Source organism: Mycobacterium sp. 852002-40037_SCH5390672 (assembly GCF_001665875.1).
Lineage (GTDB): Bacteria > Actinomycetota > Actinomycetes > Mycobacteriales > Mycobacteriaceae > Mycobacterium.
In genome coordinates, this window is the sequence record NZ_LZTA01000078.1 from 118,671 (window position 1) to 137,792 (window position 19,122).

Here is a 19,122-nt window from a genome sequence, read left to right on the forward strand (position 1 = left end):
CCAACTTCCGTTGTGAACGCATGTCATCAACAGGAAGCCGACGGTCACGCCGAGCACCAACCGGCGGGGAGCCGCTGACCCAACGGGTCCCGAATCTCGGCCGGGTCAGCGGCTCCGGTCACATAGCCGACTACACGCATATCGCCGACAAGATCTTCACGGACAAGGACCGCGGCTTGTTCAATGCCGTCGGATTCGCCATCGAACTGGCGACGCTTACCGAGCCCAAAGACCGTCTGGTCAGCATGAGTCCAGCCATTGGGAACGCTAGTAGACGACGACCCTGTTAGTCCAGGGTTATCCAAACTTAATGTCTCGTCAATTGCCGAATACGTAGATAAAACCTAGTGATTAGCGCAATGAACGTACTTCTAGTACTGACTAACAGCAGCAGACCAACATACAGTATGGAGTGGTTTTAGGGTTTCGAGATTTGAAAGCGACGCATCGCAACACCGCCCATTATCGCCGGCTTATAGGCAGCACCGCTTCTAGCCCATGGGCCGATAACGCCAATTGCGCATTCACAAAAGTGGCGTGGCCCGTATGGACCACGCCACTTTCGGAACCCCCGAAGGGATTACAGCAAACCGAGCAGTTGCAGGTCGGTGGCGTACTTGACGATCACCGGAGCGCTGACATGAGGGATGTCGTTGTCGGAACCGACCTTGGCTTCCTGCACCGCGGCGCGGAAGCGATCCGTCGGGGCAAAGGCACCCCGGGCCGGCTCGGCGGGCTGCAGGTTCTTCGGGTCCCGCAGCAGCAACATCAACATCTGCAGTACCGAGTTCTGCCGCTGCCGTTCGGGCAGGCCGCGCAGACCGGCCTCGAAGCGCTGCAGCCACTCGCCGAAGTCGCCGACGCGCTCGATCGGGTAGCCCGCTTCGATCAGCCAGTCGACGTACTCGTCGAGCCCGATGCCGTCGTCGTGCGGGTTCATCACGTGGTACGTCTCGAACCCGTCCATCACCTGGGCGCCCAGTTTGGCGATCGCCTCGGCGACGAACTCGACGGGCAGGCCGTCGAAGTGCGCGCTCTGCCGGTTGCCGTCCGCGTCGAGTTGATAGAACGACTTGGGGGCGGTGCCGGTGGCCACGACGCTCAGGATCATCCGGGTGAAGATGTCCGCCACGTTGAGCTGACCGGCGTAGCTGGTGTCGGCCAGGATCATGTCGGAGCGGAACACCGAGACCGGCAGACCGCACAGGTCGTGGGCCTCGCGCAGCAGGACCTCGCCCGCCCACTTGCTGTTTCCGTACCCGTTGGCGTAGCCGCCGTCGATGACGCGGGTGGCGCTGATGACCCGGATGTCGGCGTCCTCGGTGAACGCCGCCGGGTCGATCTGGCGGCCCACGTCTGAAGTCGACACGTACGCGTACGGCTTCTTCTTTGTAGTAAGCGCCAACCGGAGCAGCTCCGCGGTGCCCCCCACGTTGGGGGTGAACAGCTCGTTGTAGGGCAGGACGCCGTTGACCACGGCAGCGGAGTCGACGATCAGATCGACGGTGTCGGCCAGCCGCTGCCACGTCTCGTCGGTCAGGCCGAGGTTGGCCTGGCCCTTGTCGCCGGCGACAACCTGCAGGTGTTCTTCGGCCAATTCCTGGAAGTGCCGGAGCAGTTCCGGGTCGCCGGTGTTGAAGGTCTTCTCCAGGCGCTGCCATGCGTCCTCGTCGGACTTGGCCCGCACCAAGCAGATCAGCTTGCCGTCGACCTGTTCCAGCTGCTCGAGCCACTCCAGCGCCAGGTAGCGACCCAGGAAACCGGTCGCCCCGGTCAGCAGAACCGTGCGGATCTCAGCGCTGGGTCCGGGTAGCGTCGGCGCGGTCGACAGCGTGGTCGCGTCGATGAACTTGTCCAAGGTGAGGTCGCGGGCGTGCACCTCCTTGGCGTCGGCGCCGTGCACCGCCGCGAAGCCGGGGCCCGCGGCGGCCTCGGTGTCGGCACCGCTGGTGATCCGCTGGCTCAGGCTGCGGACCGACTGCGAGTCGAACAGTGTGCGCACCGACAGGGCGCCGTCGACGGCGGTGTTGATCTCGGCGATCACCCGCATCGCGGACAAGGAGTCTCCACCGAGCTCGAAGAAGGAGTCCTCGACCGAGACCCGTTCCATTCCGAGGACGCGGGCAAAGATGTCGGCCACGATCTCTTCGGTGGGGTCGGACGGCGCGACGTACTCGCCGCCGCGCTTCTGGTACTCCGGCGCGGGCAGGGCGCGCTTGTCGAGCTTGCCGTTGACCGTCAGCGGCAGCGAGTCCAGCACCACCACCGCAGCCGGCACCATGTAGGCCGGCAACCGGTCAGCCAGCTGGATGCGGATCCCGACCGGGTCGGCGGCTCCGGTGACGTAGCCGACCAGGCGCTTGTCGCCGGGGCGGTCCTCACGGGCGATCACCGCGGCCTGCTCGACGCCGTCCAGTCCGGCAAGGGCCGCCTGCACTTCACCGAGCTCGATGCGGTAGCCGCGCAGCTTGACCTGCTCGTCGGCCCGCCCGAGGTACTCGAGCTGACCGTCGTGGCCCCACCGGACCAGGTCGCCGGTGCGGTACATCCGCGCACCCGGGCCGCCGAACGGGCAGGCGACGAAACGCCCCGCCGTCAGGCCGGGCCGCCGCGAATACCCCGTGGCCACACCATGACCGGCGATGTACAACTCGCCGACCACACCCTCGGGTGCCGGGCGCAGCCACCGGTCCAGCACGAACAGCGCGGCGCGTGGCACCGGTGAGCCGATCGGCGCCGATCCGGCTCCGCTTCGCAGCGGCGCACTCATCGCGGCGTAGACGGTGGCCTCGGTCGGGCCGTAGGCGTTGATCATCACCCGTCCCGGTGCCCAACGATCGACGATCTCGACCGGGCAGGCTTCACCGGCCACCACCAACGCCGTCGACTCCAGACCTTCCGGCGAGAGCATGCCCACCGCCGACGGGGTCTGGCTCAACACGGTGACCTCTTCGGCAACCAGCAGCGCGTGCAGGTCGTCCGGCGAAGCCGCGACCGACTCGGGCACCACGACCAGACGTCCGCCGTGCAGCAGCGCGCCCCAGATCTCGTGCACGGAGACGTCGAACACCAGTGAGTGCCACTGGGCCCACACACCCGCGTTCGGCAGGTCGGCGTGCAGAGTCTCCACCAGTTGCGCGACATTCTCGTGGGTGACGGCCACGCCCTTGGGGATACCGGTGGTGCCCGAGGTGTAGATGACGTAGGCGATGTTGTCCGACGACGGGATCGGCAACGCCGTGCTGGGCTGGGTGGCCAGCGCCGGGTCGTCGACGTCGATGACAGTCGGGCTGCAGCCGTCCAGCCGTTCCCGCAGACCCGCGGTGGTGACCACGGCGACGGGCTCGGCGTCGGTGAGCAGGAAGTCGATCCGTGCGGCCGGCAGCGCCGGGTCGATCGGCAGGTACGCCGCCCCGGTCTTCAGCACCGCAAGGATCGAGACGATCGCGTCGGCGGACCGCGGGAACAGCAGCGCGACCCGCTCGCCGGGGCCGGCCCCCTCTTCGGTCAGCAGATGCGCCATCCGGTTGGCGGCCTCATCGAGCTCCCGATACGTCATCGAGCGGCCGTCGAAGGTCAGCGCCGGCGCGTCCGGGGTGCTGGCAACCTGCGCGGCGAACATCGCCGGGATCGACTTTCCGGTTGCCGGCTGGTTCAACACCGCGCGGTTGCCCCGCTCGTCGAGCCACGCGTGCTCGTGCTCGTCGACGACGTCGAGCGACATCAGCCGTCGGGTCGGATCGGCCGTCATCTCCGACAGCACCCGCTGGAACCTCTCGGTCAGCTTCTCGATGCGGGACGCGTCGAAAACGTCGGTGTCGAACTCGACGCGCAGACCCAGTTCCCGGCCCGGAAGCGCCATCACCGACAGCGGGTAGTGGTTGTACTCGCGGTTGGTGACATCGGTGATCGCCAGCTCGTGGAAGCCCAACGGCACACTGGTGTCGATCGGGTAGTTCTCGTAGAGGAACAGGGTGTCGAACAGCGCGTCGTGACCGGTCACGTGGTGGATGTCGCTCAGCGCCAGGTGCTCGTGTTCGAGCGTGTCGTTGTGGTGTTGCTGGAGCTGGTCCAACACGTCGGCGACGGTGGTCTCCGCGGTGATGCCGGCCCGCACCGGGACGGTGTTGATCAGCAGACCCACCATGGACTCGGCGCCGATCAAGTCGGCCGGCCGGCCCGACACCGCGGTGCCGAACGCGACGTCATGCTGGCCGGTCAGCCGCATCAGCAGCTGGGCCCATGCGGCCTGCAGCACGGTGTTGACGGTGGTGTGGCAAGTGCGGGCCAGCTCGCCCAGGGCGCGCGTGGTCTCCGCGGACAGTCGGTAGGACTCCACGGCCCGTCGGCCGAGGCGCATCCGGCCGGCCGGGCCCACCAGGGTGGGGGTGTCGAATCCGTCGAGAACCTGGCGCCATGCCGCTTGTGCGGCTGCGCGATCCTGGTCGGCCAGCCAGGTCAGGTAGCTGCGGTAGGTCGCCGGCGCGGGCAACTGGTCCCCGTAGTAGCTGGCGAGGATCTCGCGCAGCAGGATGGGCAGCGACCAGCCGTCCATCACGATGTGGTGGTTGGTGAGCACGAACCGGTACCGGTTGTCCGCGGTGCGGATCAGCGCGGCCCGGAATGCCGGACGGTTGGCCAGATCGCTCACCGCGGCGCGTTCGGCGGCGCACAGCTCCTCGACCCGTTGCTCGGGGTCGAGATCCTCGGCGCCCAGCTGGATGTACCGCCACGCCATGACCGGGTCGGCCGGGATGACCTGGACGGGCTCGCCGAACTGCGGGCAGAACCGGGCCGCCAGGTTGGGGTGGCGGTTGACCACGGTGTGCACCGCGTCGTGCAGCCGGTGCGAGTCCAGGGCGCCGGTCACGGTGATACCGAGCTGCACCGCATACACGTCGTCGCCCGGGTCCTGCGCGAAGCTGGCGTGGAACAGCAGGCCCTGCTGCAGCGGGGTCAGCGGCAAGATGTCGGCGATCTGGTGCTGCTTGCTCAGCTCGTCGATCTGCCGCTGGTTCAGGCGCGCGGGCGCGATGTCGGACGGGGTCAACCCGCCGCCACCGCCTTGCACGTGGGCGCAAATGCCGGTGAGCGCTTCGAACCACAGCTGACTCAGCCGGTTGATCTGCTCGCGGTCCATCGCCGAGGCTGCCCACGTCCAGTTGGCGTGCAGGTGGGGGCCTTCTTCGGTGTCCATGGTGCCGGCGTTGAGGTCAACGGTGTGCATGAGCGGCATCGCCACCGCCGCGGCCGCGCCGCTCAGCGACAAACTGTCCGGGCTCAGCCGCCACAGCTCACCGGGCAGGTCGGCGGCAGCGCCCAGCCGTCCCAAATAGTTGAAGCCGATCACCGGGTCGGATCCACCCAGATCGATGTCCGGGTTCAGGTAGCGCAGCAAGCCGTAGGTCAGGCCCTCCGGCAGGGCGCGCAGTTGCTCCTTGATGGCCTTGACCGCCGCGCCCAGCGCGTCGTCGCCGGCGACCACGCCGGCCCAGTCCAGCCCGTCGACGGTCAGCGCCACCGGGTATTTCGTGGTGAACCAGCCCACGGTGCGCGACAGGTCGACGTGCGGGCCCAGCTCTTCCTGACGACCGTGACCCTCGACGTCGATGCCGATGCGCGTGCCACTGCCCAGGAACTGCGTCCAGGCCATCCCGAACGCGATCAACAGGATGTCCTGCACCCCGGCGTGGAACGCCGCGGGCACCTCACCCAGCAGCAGCCGGGTGGTCTCGACATCCAGCGACACCGACAGCTGCTCGGCGGTCTGGTAGGTGTCCTCCTCGGGGCGCACCGCCGGCAGCACGGCCGGGGTTGCGACCACCTCGCGCCAGGCGTCGGCCTGCTCGACCACCGCCGGGCTCTGTGCGTGCTCGGCCAGCAACGAGGACCAGCGGGCGAACGACGTGCCGCCGGCGGGCAGCGCCACCGGCTGGCCGCTGTGATGCTGCGCCCAGGCGATGTTGAGGTCCTCGATCAGGGTCCGCCACGACACACCGTCGACGGCCACGTGGTGGATGATCAACGCCAATTGGCTTGTCTCGCTTGCCCAGACGGCGCTCACCATGACCCCCGCGCCCGGGTTCAGCCGTGACCGGGCCGCCACCAGTGTCGCGTCGGACAACTCGTCGACCGACTGCAGGCAGTCGCCGGCCTGCACGGTGCCCGGTTCGGGTGCCTCCAGCACCCAGCCGCCGTTGCCGTCGTCCTCCACGCGCAGCCGCAGCATCGGGTGACGGTCCAGCAGCGCCTGCAGCACGACGGCCACGTCGTCGGAGGTGACGCCCGCGGGCGCCGCCAGCACCATGGTCTGGTTGAAGTCGTCGATGGGGCCCTGCACGGTCTGCAGCCAATGCATGATCGGCGTGGCCAGCACCGGCCCGATCCCCTCGTCGACCACGTCGACCTCGTCGGCGCCGTCGGTGGCCACCCGGGCCAGCCGGGCGACCGTCTGCTCGACGAACACGTCGCGGGGGCGGCACATCACGCCGGCCGCCCGGGCCCGGGCCACCACCTGCATCGACAGGATGCTGTCCCCACCCAGGTCGAAGAACGAGTCGTCCACGCCGACCCGCTCCACGCCCAGCACCTGGGCGTAGATGCCGGCCAGAATCTCCTCGGTGTGGTTGCCGGGGGCACGGTAGTGGCCACCGCGCTTGTGGTACTCGGGCGCGGGCAGCGCCCGCTTGTCCAGCTTGCCGTTGACCGTCAACGGCAAGGTCTCCAGCACGACGACCGCGGCCGGAACCATATAGGCCGGCAACCGCTTGCCCAACTGGGTGCGCAGCTCGGCCGGATCGGCGGTCCCGGTGATGTAACCCACCAGGCGCTTGTCGCCGGGGCGGTCCTCGCGAGCGATCACCGCCGCCTGGTCCACGCCGTCCAGCGAGGCGAGGGCCGATTGAATCTCCCCGAGCTCGATGCGGTAGCCGCGGATCTTGACCTGCTCGTCGGCGCGGCCCAGGTACTGCAGCTGCCCGTCGGCACCCCAGCGGACCAGGTCACCGGTGCGGTACATCCGCGCCCCTGGCCCCCCGAACGGGCAGGCTACAAAGCGCGAGGCCGTCAAACCGGACCGGCGGGCATACCCGGTGGCCACGCCGCGACCGGCCACATACAACTCACCGACCACGCCTTCCGGCGCGGGCCGCAACCACTTGTCCAGCACGAACAGCGCCGCGCCGGGAACCGGCGACCCGATCGGCGGGGCCCCCGAGTCACCCACGAGCGGCGTGCTCATCGCCGCGTAGACGGTAGCCTCGGTCGGGCCGTAAGCGTTGATCATCACCCGTCCGGGCGCCCACCGGTCGACCACCTCGGCCGGGCAGGCTTCACCGGCCACCACCAGCGCCGTGGAGTCCAACCCCTCCGGCGAGAGCATGCCCACCGCGGACGGGGTCTGGCTCAAGACGTTGACCTTCTCGGCGACCAGCAGGGCGTGCAGCTCGTCGGGTGAACCCGCGACCGACTCGGGCACGACCACAAGGCGGCCGCCGTGCAGCAGCGCACCCCAGATCTCCCAGACCGAGACGTCGAAGACCAGCGAGTGCCACTGCGACCAGACCTTCCCCGGGCCGGTAGGCAGATCGGCGTGCAGCGTCCGCAAGAACTCGGTCACATTGCGGTGCGTGACCGCGACGCCCTTGGGGGTCCCCGTGGTGCCCGAGGTGTAGATCATGTAGGCGATGTCCTCGGGCGCCGGCCCCGGCAGCGCGCTGCCGGGCTGGCCGCGAAGGACGTCAGTGGCGGCTTCGTCGACGTCGATGACGGGCAGGTCGAAGCCGTCCAGCCGGGTGCGCAGGCTGGTCGTGGTCACCACCGCGATCGGCGTGGCATCGTCGAGCATGAATTCCATCCGCGCCGACGGCAGCGCCGGGTCGATCGGCAGATACGCCGCCCCGGTCTTGAGCACCGCAAGGATCGAGATGATCGCCTCGGCCGAACGGGAGATCAGCAGCGCAACGCATTCGCCCGGTCGCGCGCCCTGGTCGGCCAGCAGGTGCGCCAGCCCGTTCGCGGCCTCGTCGAGCTCGCGATAGGTCATCGAGCGATCCCCGAAGCTCAGCGCGACCGCCTGCGGGGCACGCGCCACCTGCGTGGCGAACACCTCGGGGATCGACGACGGAGCCTTGACCGGCTTGGTCAGGACCGCGCGGTTGCCCCACTCATCGAGTCGGTCGTGCTCGCCGCCATCCAGCAGATCGATCGACAACAATCGCCGTCCCGCACCGACGGTCATGACTGCTCCTCCAAGTCCACGGTCATGGCTTCCAGTACCCGCCGGAATCGCTCGACTAGCTTTTCAATCCTCGCCTCGCCGAACACGTCGGTATCGAACTCAACGCGAAGGCCAATTTCGTGGCCCGGCACAGCTTGAACCGAAAGCGGGTAGTGGTTGTATTCCCGATTCGTGAATCCACTAATAGTTAACTCGTCCACAGCCGATAGCGCGGCAGTATCGAGTGGATAGTTCTCGTACACGAACATTGTGTCGAAAATTTGGTCATGTCCCGTTACACGATGGATTTCATTCAGTGCTAAATGCTGGTGGTCCAAGGTGTCGGTGTAGGTGCGTTGTAGCTGGTCAAGCAGGTCGGCGATGGTGGTTTCGGCGCCGATGGTTGCCCGCACCGGCACGGTGTTGATCAAAAGGCCCACCATGGCCTCAGACCCGGCCAATTCGGTCGGACGGCCCGAAACCGCAGTGCCGAACACCACATCGTGCTGTCCGGTCAGCCAGATCAGCAGCTGCGCCCAGGCGGCCTGCAGCACGGTGCTGACCGTGGTGCGGCACGAACGGGCCAATTCGCCCAGCAGGCGGCTGGTCTCCGCGGACACCTGGAACTCGGCAACACCGCGCGGCCCGAGTCCCGTGCGTCCTGAGGGGCCCACCAGCGTGGGGGTCTCGAAACCCTCGAGCACTTCGCGCCACGCCGCCTGAGCGGCAGTCCGGTCCTGCTCGGAGAGCCAGGTGATGAAGCTGCGGTACGGCACCGGCGCGGGTAGCCGCACCCCGAAATAGCTGGCGAAGATCTCTTGCAGCAGGAGTGGCTTGGACCAGCCGTCGAGCACGATGTGGTGGTTGGTCAGCACGAATCGGTACGTGTTCTCCGCGGTGCGGATCAGGGCGCCCCGGAATGGTGGCTGCCCGGCCAGATCACAGACGGCGATCCGTTCGGCGGTGGACAACCGGTCGACCTGCTGCTCGATGTCGCTGGCGGCGTCCAACTCGACGTATTGCCAGGCCAGCGTCGGATCGGCCGACAGGACCTGCACCGGCTCCCCGAATTCCTCGGAGAAGCTGGCCACCACGTTGGGGTGGCGGGTGATGACGGTGTGCACCGCCTCGCGCAGCCGCTCCGGATCGATGGCACCGGTCACCGAGATGTCGAGCTGCACGGCATAGAGGTCTTCGGAGTCTTGGCCGCCCTGGGCGGTGCCGGTGTGGAACAGCAGCCCCTGCTGCAGCGGGGTCAGGGGCAACACATCGGCGATCTGGTACTGCTGCTGCAGTTCGTCGAGGTCCCGCTGGCTCAGGCGGGCGGGCGCGATGTCGGACGGCGTGAAGCCGCCGCCGCCGTTGCGCACGTGCGCGCAGATGCCGGCCAGCGCGTCGAACCACAGCTCGCTGAGCCGGCTGATCTGCTTCTCGTCCAGCGCCGAGAGCGCCCACGTCCAGTTGGCCTGCAGGTGCGGCCCCTCCGCGGTGTCCATGGTGCCCGCGTTGAGCTCCACCGTGTGCGGCAGCGGAAGCGCCACCGCGCCGGCCGCACCCGCCAACGCGAAGCTGTCCGGGTCCAACTGCCACAGATCCGCCGACAATTCGGCGGCCCCACCGCCGAGCCGGCCCAGATAGTTGAACCCGATGACCGGATCCGAACCGTCCAGTCCCGCTTGGGGATTCAGGTAGCGCAGCAATCCGTAGGTCAAGCCGTCGGGCAGCGCGCGCAGTTGCTCCTTGGCGTCCTTGATCAGCCCGCCCACCGCCGCGTCACCGCCGACAACCTGTCCCCAGGACAGTCCACCGACCCGCAGCGACACCGGGTACTTGGCGGTAAACCAGCCGACCGTGCGGGACAGATCCACCTGCGGGCCCAGCTCTTCGTTGCGTCCGTGGCCTTCCACGTCGATGGCGATCGGCGCGCCGGTGCCGACGAATTGGGTCCAGGCCAAGCCGAACGCGATCAAGAGAATGTCCTGCACGCCGGCGTGAAACGCCGCGGGCACCTCACCCAACACCAGCCGCGTCGTCTCGACGTCCAGCGACGCCGAGAACTGCCCGGCCGTCAGGTAGGTGTCCTGGGGCTGCGCCTGCGGCAGCACCGCCGGGACGGCGGCCACCTGCCGCCACTCCTCCAGCTGCTCGACCACCTCGGGGCGCCGCGCGTACTCATCCAGCAGCGACGACCACCGAGCGAACGAGGTGCCGCCCACCGGCAAGGCCACCGACTGTCCGCTATGGTGCTGCGCCCAGGCGATGTTGAGGTCCTCGATCAGGGTCCGCCAGGACACGCCGTCGACGGCCAGGTGATGGATGATCAACGCCAATTGGTTTGTCGCACTTGCCCATACGGCACGCATCACGACGCCGTCGGCCAGATTCAGCCGCGACCGGGCGTCGACCAGCGCCGCTTCGGATAACACGTCGACCGACTCCAGGCAGTCGCCGGCCTGCACCGAACCCGCTTCGGGCGCCTCCAGCGACCAGCCGCCGGCGCCGTCGTCCTCGACGCGCAACCGCAGCATCGCGTGCCGATCCAGCAGCGCCTGCAGCACCACCGGCACGTCGTCGAAGGTGACCTCCGCGGGTGCCGCCAGCACCATGGTCTGGTTGAACTGCTCGACGGGGCCGTCCATGTTCTGCAGCCAGCGCATGATCGGGGTGGCCACCACGGGTCCAAGCCCCTCGTCGACCACGTCGTCGTCGCCGCTGGCTATCGTGGCGACGCGCGCCAGCCGGGCCACGGTCTGCTCGACGAAGACGTCCCGCGGGCGGCACACCACTCCGGCCGTCCGGGCGCGGGCCACAACCTGCATCGACAGGATGCTGTCCCCGCCGAGGTCGAAGAAGGAGTCGTCAACGCCGACGCGCTCGACACCCAGCACCTGGGCGTAGATGCCGGCCAGGATCTCCTCGACCGCGCTCACCGGCGCCCGGTAGCGATCGGCGTCCTGGTATTCCGGCGCCGGCAGGGCCCGGGTGTCCAGTTTGCCGTTGACCGTCAGGGGCAGCGCGTCGAGCACCACCACCGCCGACGGCACCATGTAGCCCGGCAACCGCTCGCCGAGCTGGGCCCGAACCTCGGCCGGGTCGGCCGTCCCGGTCACGTATCCGACGAGACGCTTGTCGCCGGGGCGGTCCTCGCGGGCGATCACCGCGGCGTGCTCGACCCCTGACAGCGAGGCGAGGGCGGCCTGGATTTCGCCGAGTTCGATGCGGTAGCCGCGGATCTTGACCTGTTCGTCGGCGCGGCCCATGTACTGCAGTTGCCCGTCGGTGCCCCAGCGGACCAGGTCGCCGGTGCGATACATCCGCGCGCCGGGCGCCCCGTACGGGCAGGCGACGAACCGCGTGGCCGACAGACCCGGGCGGCCCACATACCCGGTGGCCAGGCCGCCGCCCGCGACATAGAGCTCACCGACCACACCGGCGGGCACCTGACGCAGCCAGCCATCGAGTACGAAGAAGGCGAGGTTGGCCAGCGGCACCCCGATGGGGCTGACGTTGCTGTCGACGTCGCCGTCGACGATCTCGCGGAACGAGGCGTGCACCGTCGTCTCGGTGATGCCATACATATTGATCATCCGGGGCAGACCCGGGTGGCTGTGCAGCCATGTCGAGAGCCGGTGCGGCTCCAGCGCCTCACCACCGAAGACCACCGTCTGCAACTTCAGCTGCTCACCCAACTCCGGCGCCAGCGCATCGGCACTCTGCAACGCATAAAACGCCGACGGAGTCTGACTCAACACGCTGACCTGCTCACGAACCAGCAACGCGTGCAAGTCTTCTGCCGAGCGCACCACCGCATCCGGCACCACCACCAGACGCCCGCCATACAGCAATGACCCGAAGACTTCCCATACCGAGAAGTCAAACGCCAGCGAATGACACTGCGTCCACACCTGGCCTAACCCGAGCTGAGCATCCAGTGTCTCTAGCAACAACGTCACGTTGCGGTGCGGGATGGCCACCCCCTTGGGGGTTCCGGTGGTCCCCGAGGTGTAGATGATGTAGGCGATGTTCTCCGGAGCCGGCACCGGCAAGGCCGTGGTGGGTTGGGTGCGCACGGCGGGGTCATCGATGTCGACGATCAGGCCGTCGAACCCGTCCAGCCGGGAGCGCACCTCGGCGGTGGTCACCGCCGCGATCGGCGCGGCGTCAGCGAGCACGAACTCCAACCGCGCCGCCGGCACACCCGGGTCGATCGGCACGTACGCCGCCCCGGTCTTGAGCACCGCGAAGATCGCCATCACCGCTTCGGCCGACCGCGGGATCACTACCGCCACCCGCTGACCCGGCCCGGCACCCTGCTCAGCAAGCAAGTGCGCCAACCGATTCGCCGACTCTTCAACCTCGCGGTAGGTAAAGGAGCGCTCGCCGCAGGTGATCGCCACCGCGTCGGCGGCGCGGGCCACCTGCGCAGCGAACAACGCCGGAATCGACGCCTGTCCGCGCCGCCGCTGGGCCAACATCGCGCGGTTGCCCCAGGCATCGAGCCGTTCATGCTCGGCGACGCCGAGCAGGTCGATCGACGAAAGTCGTTGTGCCGGATCGGCGGTCATGGCCGCCATCACCTGCCGCAACCGCTCGATCAGTGTTTCGACGCCGGACGCGTCGAAGACCTCGGTGTCGTACTCGACACGCAGACTCAGTTCGTGCCCCGGCGTAGCCACCACCGAAAGTGGGTAGTGGTTGAATTCGCGGCTGCTGAACTCGGTGACAGCCAACTCGTTGACGCCCAACAATGCACCGGCATCAATCGGGTAGTTCTCGTAGAGGAAGAGCGTGTCGAACAGTTGGTCGTGCCCGGTGACGCGGTGAATCTCGTTGAGCGCCAAGTGTTCATGCTCAAGAGTTTCGGCGTGGACGCGTTGCAGCTGCTCCAGCAGGTCGGTGACGGTGGTCGCGGCGGCGATGTTGGCCCGCACCGGCACGGTGTTGATCAACAAACCGACCATGGCGTCCGCGCCGGCCAGTTCGGTGGGCCGGCCCGAGACCGCGGTGCCGAAGGCCACGTCGTGCTGGCCGGTCAGCCAGGTCAACAGTTGCGCCCAAGCACCCTGCAGCACGGTGCTGATGGTGGTGCGGCTAGCGCGCGCCAATTCGCCCAGCGCGCGCGTGGTGTCCGCCGAAATCGTATAGGCGGCAACGGCGCGCCGTCCGATCTTGCCCGGCGGCGCCACCAGCGTGGGTGCTTCGAATCCGTCGAGCGCCTCGCCCCAGGCCGCTTGGGCACCGGCTCGATCCTGAGCGGCCAGCCACATCAAGTAGCTGCGATACGACGGGGGCGCGGGCAGCCGCTCGCCGTAGTAGCCGGCGAACACTTCGCGCATCAGGACCGGCAGTGACCAGCCGTCGATGACGATGTGGTGGATGGTGAGCAGGAACCGGTGCCGGTCGGCCGCGGTGCGGATCAACGCTGCACGGAAGGCGGATTCGCCGGCCAGGTCGCAGACGGCGGTGCGTTCGGCGGCGGCCAGTTGCTCGACTTGTTCGTGGACGTCACCGCCGTCCAGTTCGACGTAGTTCCACGCCATCACCGGTTTGGCGGGGATGATCTGTACCGGCTCACCGAATTCGTCGAGGAAGCGGGCCGCCAGGTTGGGGTGGCGGTTGACGACGGTCTGCACCGCGTCGCGAAGCCGTTGTGGGTCAAGGGAACCGCTCACGGTGATGCCGAGTTGCACCGCGTAGAGGTCTTCGAGTTCCTGCGCGAAGCTGGTGTGGAAGAGCAGCCCCTGCTGGACGGGGCTGAGCGGCAGCACGTCGGCGATCCGGTGCTGCCGGCAAAGCTCGTCGATCTGCTGCTGGTCCAGGCGGGCGGGGGCGATATCGGACGGGGTCAGCCCGCCGCCGCCGCTGCGCACGTGCGCGCAGATACCGGTCAGGGCTTCAAACCACAACTGGCTCAACCGGTTTACCTGCTCGTCAGTCAGCGCCGATGGCGCCCACCTCCAGTTGGCGTGCAGGTGCGGTCCGGCCTCGGTGTCCATGGTGCCGGCGTTGAGTTCCACGGTGTGCGCCAACGGCATTGCCACCGCCGTGGCCACGGCCGCCGACGACAGGCTGTCCTCGCTGACGCGCCACAAGTCCTCGGAGAGATCGGCTCCCGCAGCCAAGCGTCCCAAGTAGTTGAACCCGATCACCGGGTCCGCGCCCTGCAGGTCGACTTCGGCGTTCAGGTAACGCAACAACCCGTAGGTCAGGCCGTCGGGCAGGGCACGCAGTTGCTCCTTGGCGTCCTTGATCACCGCGCCCAGGGCGGCCTCACCGGCGACCACCTGCGACCAGTTCAGCGTGCCGTTGATCTTCAGCGCCGCAGGGTACTTGGTGGTGAACCAGCCCACGGTGCGTGACAGGTCCACGCGGGACGCCACCTCTTCGTGGCGTCCGTGTCCTTCGATGTCGATTCCGATCGGGGCGGCTTCACCCAAGAATTCGGTGAACGCCAACCCGAATGCGATCAACAGGATGTCTTGCACGCCAGCGTGAAACGCCGCGGGCACCTCCCCCAACAGCAGCCGGGTCGTGTCGACATCCAATGAGGCCGACAACTGCCCGGCCGTCGCGTAGGTGTCCTCGGGCTGGACCGCCGGCAATGCCGCCGGGGTGGCGGCCACCCGCCGCCACGCGTCGGCCTGCGCGACCACCACCGGACTCTGCGCGTAGTCGGCCAGCAGCGAAGACCAACGGGCAAAAGACGTTCCGGGCACCGGCAGTTCCACCGGCTGGGCGTTGTGATGCTGGGCCCAGGCGATGTTGAGGTCCTCGATCAGGGTCCGCCACGACACGCCGTCGACGGCCAGGTGGTGAATGACCAACGCCAATTGGTTTGTCGCACTTGCCCATACCGCGCTCAGCAGCACCCCGTCGGCGACGTTCAGCCGGCTCCGAGCCTCGACCAGCGCCGCGTCGGACAACGCGTCGACCGCACGCAGGCAGTCGCCCGCCTGCACCGAGCCCACCTCGGGCGCCTCGAGTGACCATCCGCCGGCGCCGTCGTCCTGCACGCGCAGCCGCAACATGGGATGGCGATCGATCAGCGCCTGCAGCACCACCGCCACGTCGGCTTCGCTCACGTCGGCCGGCGCCGCCAGCACCATGGTCTGGTTGAACTCGTCGATCGGGCCGTCGATTGTCTGCAACCAATGCATGATCGGGGTGGCCACCACGGGCCCGATCCCCTCGTCGGCCACACCGAGCTCGCCGTCGGCCGCGACTTCGGACACGCGAGCCAGGCGGGCCACCGTCTGTTCCACGAAAACGTCGCGCGGGCGGCAGATCACCCCGGCCGCGCGGGCCCGGGACACCACCTGCATCGACAGAATGCTGTCGCCGCCCAGGTCGAAGAACGAGTCGTCGACACCGACGCGTTCCACGCCCAGAACCTGGGCGTAGATGTCGGCCAGGATCTCCTCGATCGCGTCGGCCGGGGCGCGATATTCACTCGCGGCGTATTCGGGTGAGGGCAATGCGCGCTTGTCGAGCTTGCCGTTGCCGGTCAACGGCAGGGTGTCCAACACCATCACCGCGGTCGGGACCATGTAGGGCGGAAGCTTGTCGGCCAACTGGGCACGCAGCGCCGCCGGGTCCGCGGTTCCGGTGATGTAGCCGACCAACCGCTTGTCGCCGGGGCGGTCCTCGCGGGCGATCACCGCGGCCTGGTCCACTCCGTCGAGTCCGGCCAAAACCGCTTGGACTTCGCCGAGTTCAATGCGGTAGCCGCGGATCTTGACCTGCTCGTCGGCGCGGCCGAGGTACCGCAGCTGCCCGTCGGGGCCCCAGCACACCAGGTCGCCGGTGCGGTACATCCGCGCACCCGGACCCCCAAAGGGGTTGGCCACGAACCGCGATGCCGTCAGCCCGGCCCGGCGCACATAGCCGTGCCCGACGCCGCGACCCGCCAGGTACAACTCGCCGACCACGCCGGCGGGCACCTGCTGCAACCATTTGTCGAGCACGAACATCGCCGCACCCGCGATCGGAGAACCGATCGGCACCACCGGGGAGCCGGGCGTCAGCGGTGTACTGATCGATGCACACACCGTGGTCTCGGTCGGGCCGTAGGCATCGAGCATTACGCGTCCGGGCGCCGCCCAGCGATCGACCACGTCGGTCGGGCAGGCCTCACCGGCCACCACCAATGCCGTGGACTCCAGGTCGTCGGCCGACAGCATCGCGACGGCCGACGGGGTCTGGGTCAGCACGCTGACTTTCTCCGCGACCAGCAACGCGTGCAGGTCCTCGGGGCTGGACGCCACCGATTCGGGCACTATCAGCAGGCGCCTACCACGCAGCAGGGCGCCGAAGATCTCCCACACCGAGAAATCGAAGGCCGCGGAGTGGCACTGCGTCCACACGTTCCCCTTAGGCAGGCCGGCGTCGAGCGACTCGATCAGCCACGCGACGTTGCGATGAGGAATCGCAACGCCTTTGGGGGTGCCGGTGGTTCCGGACGTGTAGATGATGTACGCGGTGTTCTCTGGCGCCGGCGGCGGCAGAGCGGTGCTGGGCTGGGTGTCGACCGCGGGGTCGTGCACATCGACGACGAGGACGTCGTGATCGTCCAGCCTGGAGAGCAGGTCGGCCGTGGTGATCACCGCACGGGGCCCCGCGTCGGCGAGCACGAAATCCATTCGGGACGACGCGTGCGCCGGGTCGATCGGCACATAGGCCGCCCCGGTTTTGAGCACCGCCAGCAGCGAGACGATGGCGTCGGCGCACCGGGGGAACAGCACCGCCACGCAGTCCCCCGGGCCTATTCCGTGACCGGCGAGCAGATGGCCCAACCGGTTGGAGGCCTCGTCGAGTTCGGCGTAGGTCAGGGAGCGGGCGCCGAATGTCACAGCGACCGCCTCGGGCGTGCTTTGCACGTGTTCGGCTAATGCCTGGGGGATGGAGACCGGGGCGGGCACGGGCTCGTGCAGTGCCGGCCGGTTGCTCCACTCGTCGAGGCGCGCGGGCTCGTCGGGGGCCAGGAGATCGATCGATGACAGCGGCCTTTCCGGGTCGGCGGTCATCTCGTCCAAAATCTGCTGCAACCGGCCCGCCAGGTCGGCGACGCCGAAGCTCGCGAACGGTTGGCCCGGGCCCGCGATGCTGAGGAACAGCTGGTCACCGGCGCCGAGGAAGAACATGCCGAAGTGCCCCACCGGGCCATGGTTGGTGTACGACGCGGTCGCCGGAGCGCCGGCGAGGTCCAGCGTCAGCCGGGACGGTATGAAGTTGATCCCCACCCGACTCGGCGCTTGCCGCAGCCCGTCACCCTCGAGGGTGTGCACCGGGAAGCGCTGGTGGCGCAGGAGTTCGCGGATTCGCGTGTCGACATGTTTGCAGAAATCGGCGACGGTCGCTCGCGGCTCGGTCGTCAGGACCAGCGGCACCACGCCGGCAAGCATCGCCGGAAGCGTTTTCGACTCGGGACGCACGCGCCTGCTGACCGGGAAGTCGAGGGCCACTTCCGAACCGCTACCGGACCATCCGCGCACCAGCAGGGCGCACGCGGCGGTGGTGACCGAGAACCGGCGGATGGCCAGCTTCTTGGACAACTCTTTGATCCGCGTGGCAACCGAGGGGTCCAACTGAACCGACGCGGACGGCGAGTAATGGTCGCGCTCGCCGGCGGCGGCGGGCAGGCGATCGACCGGTCCGCTCTCCGGCGGCAGGTGTTCGCTCCAATACGCCTTGTCTTCGGCGTAGTCGTCGGAGGCTTCGTAGCCCGACTCGAGGTCGACCAGGTCCTGGATCGAACCGAAGTAGGCGTCGGGAATCGGCTTTCCGGACACCATTGCGGAATAAATGGTTGCGACCCGGCGGCAAACCAGCGCCATGGCCAGACCGTCGATGGCGATGTGGTGGCAGCAACCAAACAAATAGAATTCCTCGTGCCCTGTCTGAAATAGCACGAATTTGAACAGTTGGCCGTTCAACGCCATGGGCGTGCGTTGGATCGAGGAGGCCGTCTCGCGGGCTACCTGCACCGGGTCCGGCGCACCCCGCAGGTCGTCGAACATCAGCTCGATGCGCGGGTAGTGGACCGATTTCTGCACGACCTGGCCGTCGACCTCGAAGAACGAGGCCCTGCCCGGTTCGGCCTCGTCAACCGCCTGGGTAATTGCCTGCTCAAGGGCGTCACGATGGACGGTGCCGTCAATCTTGACCAGGAGACCGAGCTGCCATTGCGTGCCGGCGAAGCCGGCCTCTTGGGACAACCAGATGTCAAGCTGCCCGCGTGTTAGCGGCAGCGCCTGATCATCCCGCTCCATCGACTCCCCCAAGTCTCCGCCACCCGCCCCATACCCCGACTGCTTATTGGTCAAAACCCCGACCCGTTGCGAGCTTGTCGCGCAGGCTCTTCGGCCGGATATCAGGCCAGTGCTGCTCGATGTACTCCAAGCACGCAGCTCGGTCGGCTTCGCCGTGGACCACTCGCCAGCCAGCGGGAACATCGGCGAAGGCCGGCCACAAGCTGTGTTGCTCCTCGTCGTTCACCAAGACGAAAAAGCTGCCATTGTCGTCGTCGAATGGATTGATGCTCACAATTCTCCAAGGTGCAAGTGGACATGAGTGGAACAGGTCCAAACCATAGTTGAGCCCTAGAGCGCTCGTCCGTGGTTTGGACAAAGTTCCTGGTGTGGCCTAGAAGGCTGTCGACGCCATCGTGTGATTGGTGTGCGGCGGGGCCCCGATGCCCCTAAATTCGCTGCAGTGACCTGCATCAATGGCGTGACTGCGAGATATCGCTATTGGGGCAGGCACGTCCTTCAGGCCGATGAAGTTATTGTGCTTGTCGACACGTAGCCTAGCCGAAGGCGTAGGGGGTGAAAAATCACCCAGAGGCGAAAGCTGGGAAGATGCTGGCAAGACGCCTCCGGATAGCCCAGCCGATGACACAGTGCACC

3 protein-coding genes are annotated in these 19,122 nt (G+C 67.8%); all 3 read right to left on the reverse strand.

What is annotated here, in order from left to right; all coding sequences use genetic code 11:
* Positions 1-580 precede the first annotated feature (580 nt).
* From A5782_RS13490 to A5782_RS13500, 3 genes are read right to left on the reverse strand one after another with little or no spacing between them, the layout of a single operon-like run.
* Positions 581-8,239 carry a non-ribosomal peptide synthetase gene (locus A5782_RS13490; RefSeq protein ID WP_067100398.1) on the reverse strand — a complete coding sequence of 2,553 codons (7,659 nt, stop codon included), beginning with the start codon at positions 8,237-8,239 and terminating at the stop codon, positions 581-583.
* Positions 8,236-18,486, reverse strand: a complete 10,251-nt coding sequence (locus tag A5782_RS13495) for a non-ribosomal peptide synthetase (protein WP_067100403.1) — start codon at positions 18,484-18,486, stop codon at positions 8,236-8,238. Before A5782_RS13495 ends, A5782_RS13490 begins: the two co-directional genes overlap by 4 nt.
* 43 nt (positions 18,487-18,529) lie before the next feature.
* The gene (locus A5782_RS13500; protein ID WP_003877688.1) at positions 18,530-18,760 is read right to left on the reverse strand and encodes an MbtH family protein; all 231 of its coding nucleotides are present in this window, start codon (positions 18,758-18,760) and stop codon (positions 18,530-18,532) included.
* Positions 18,761-19,122 lie beyond the last annotated feature (362 nt).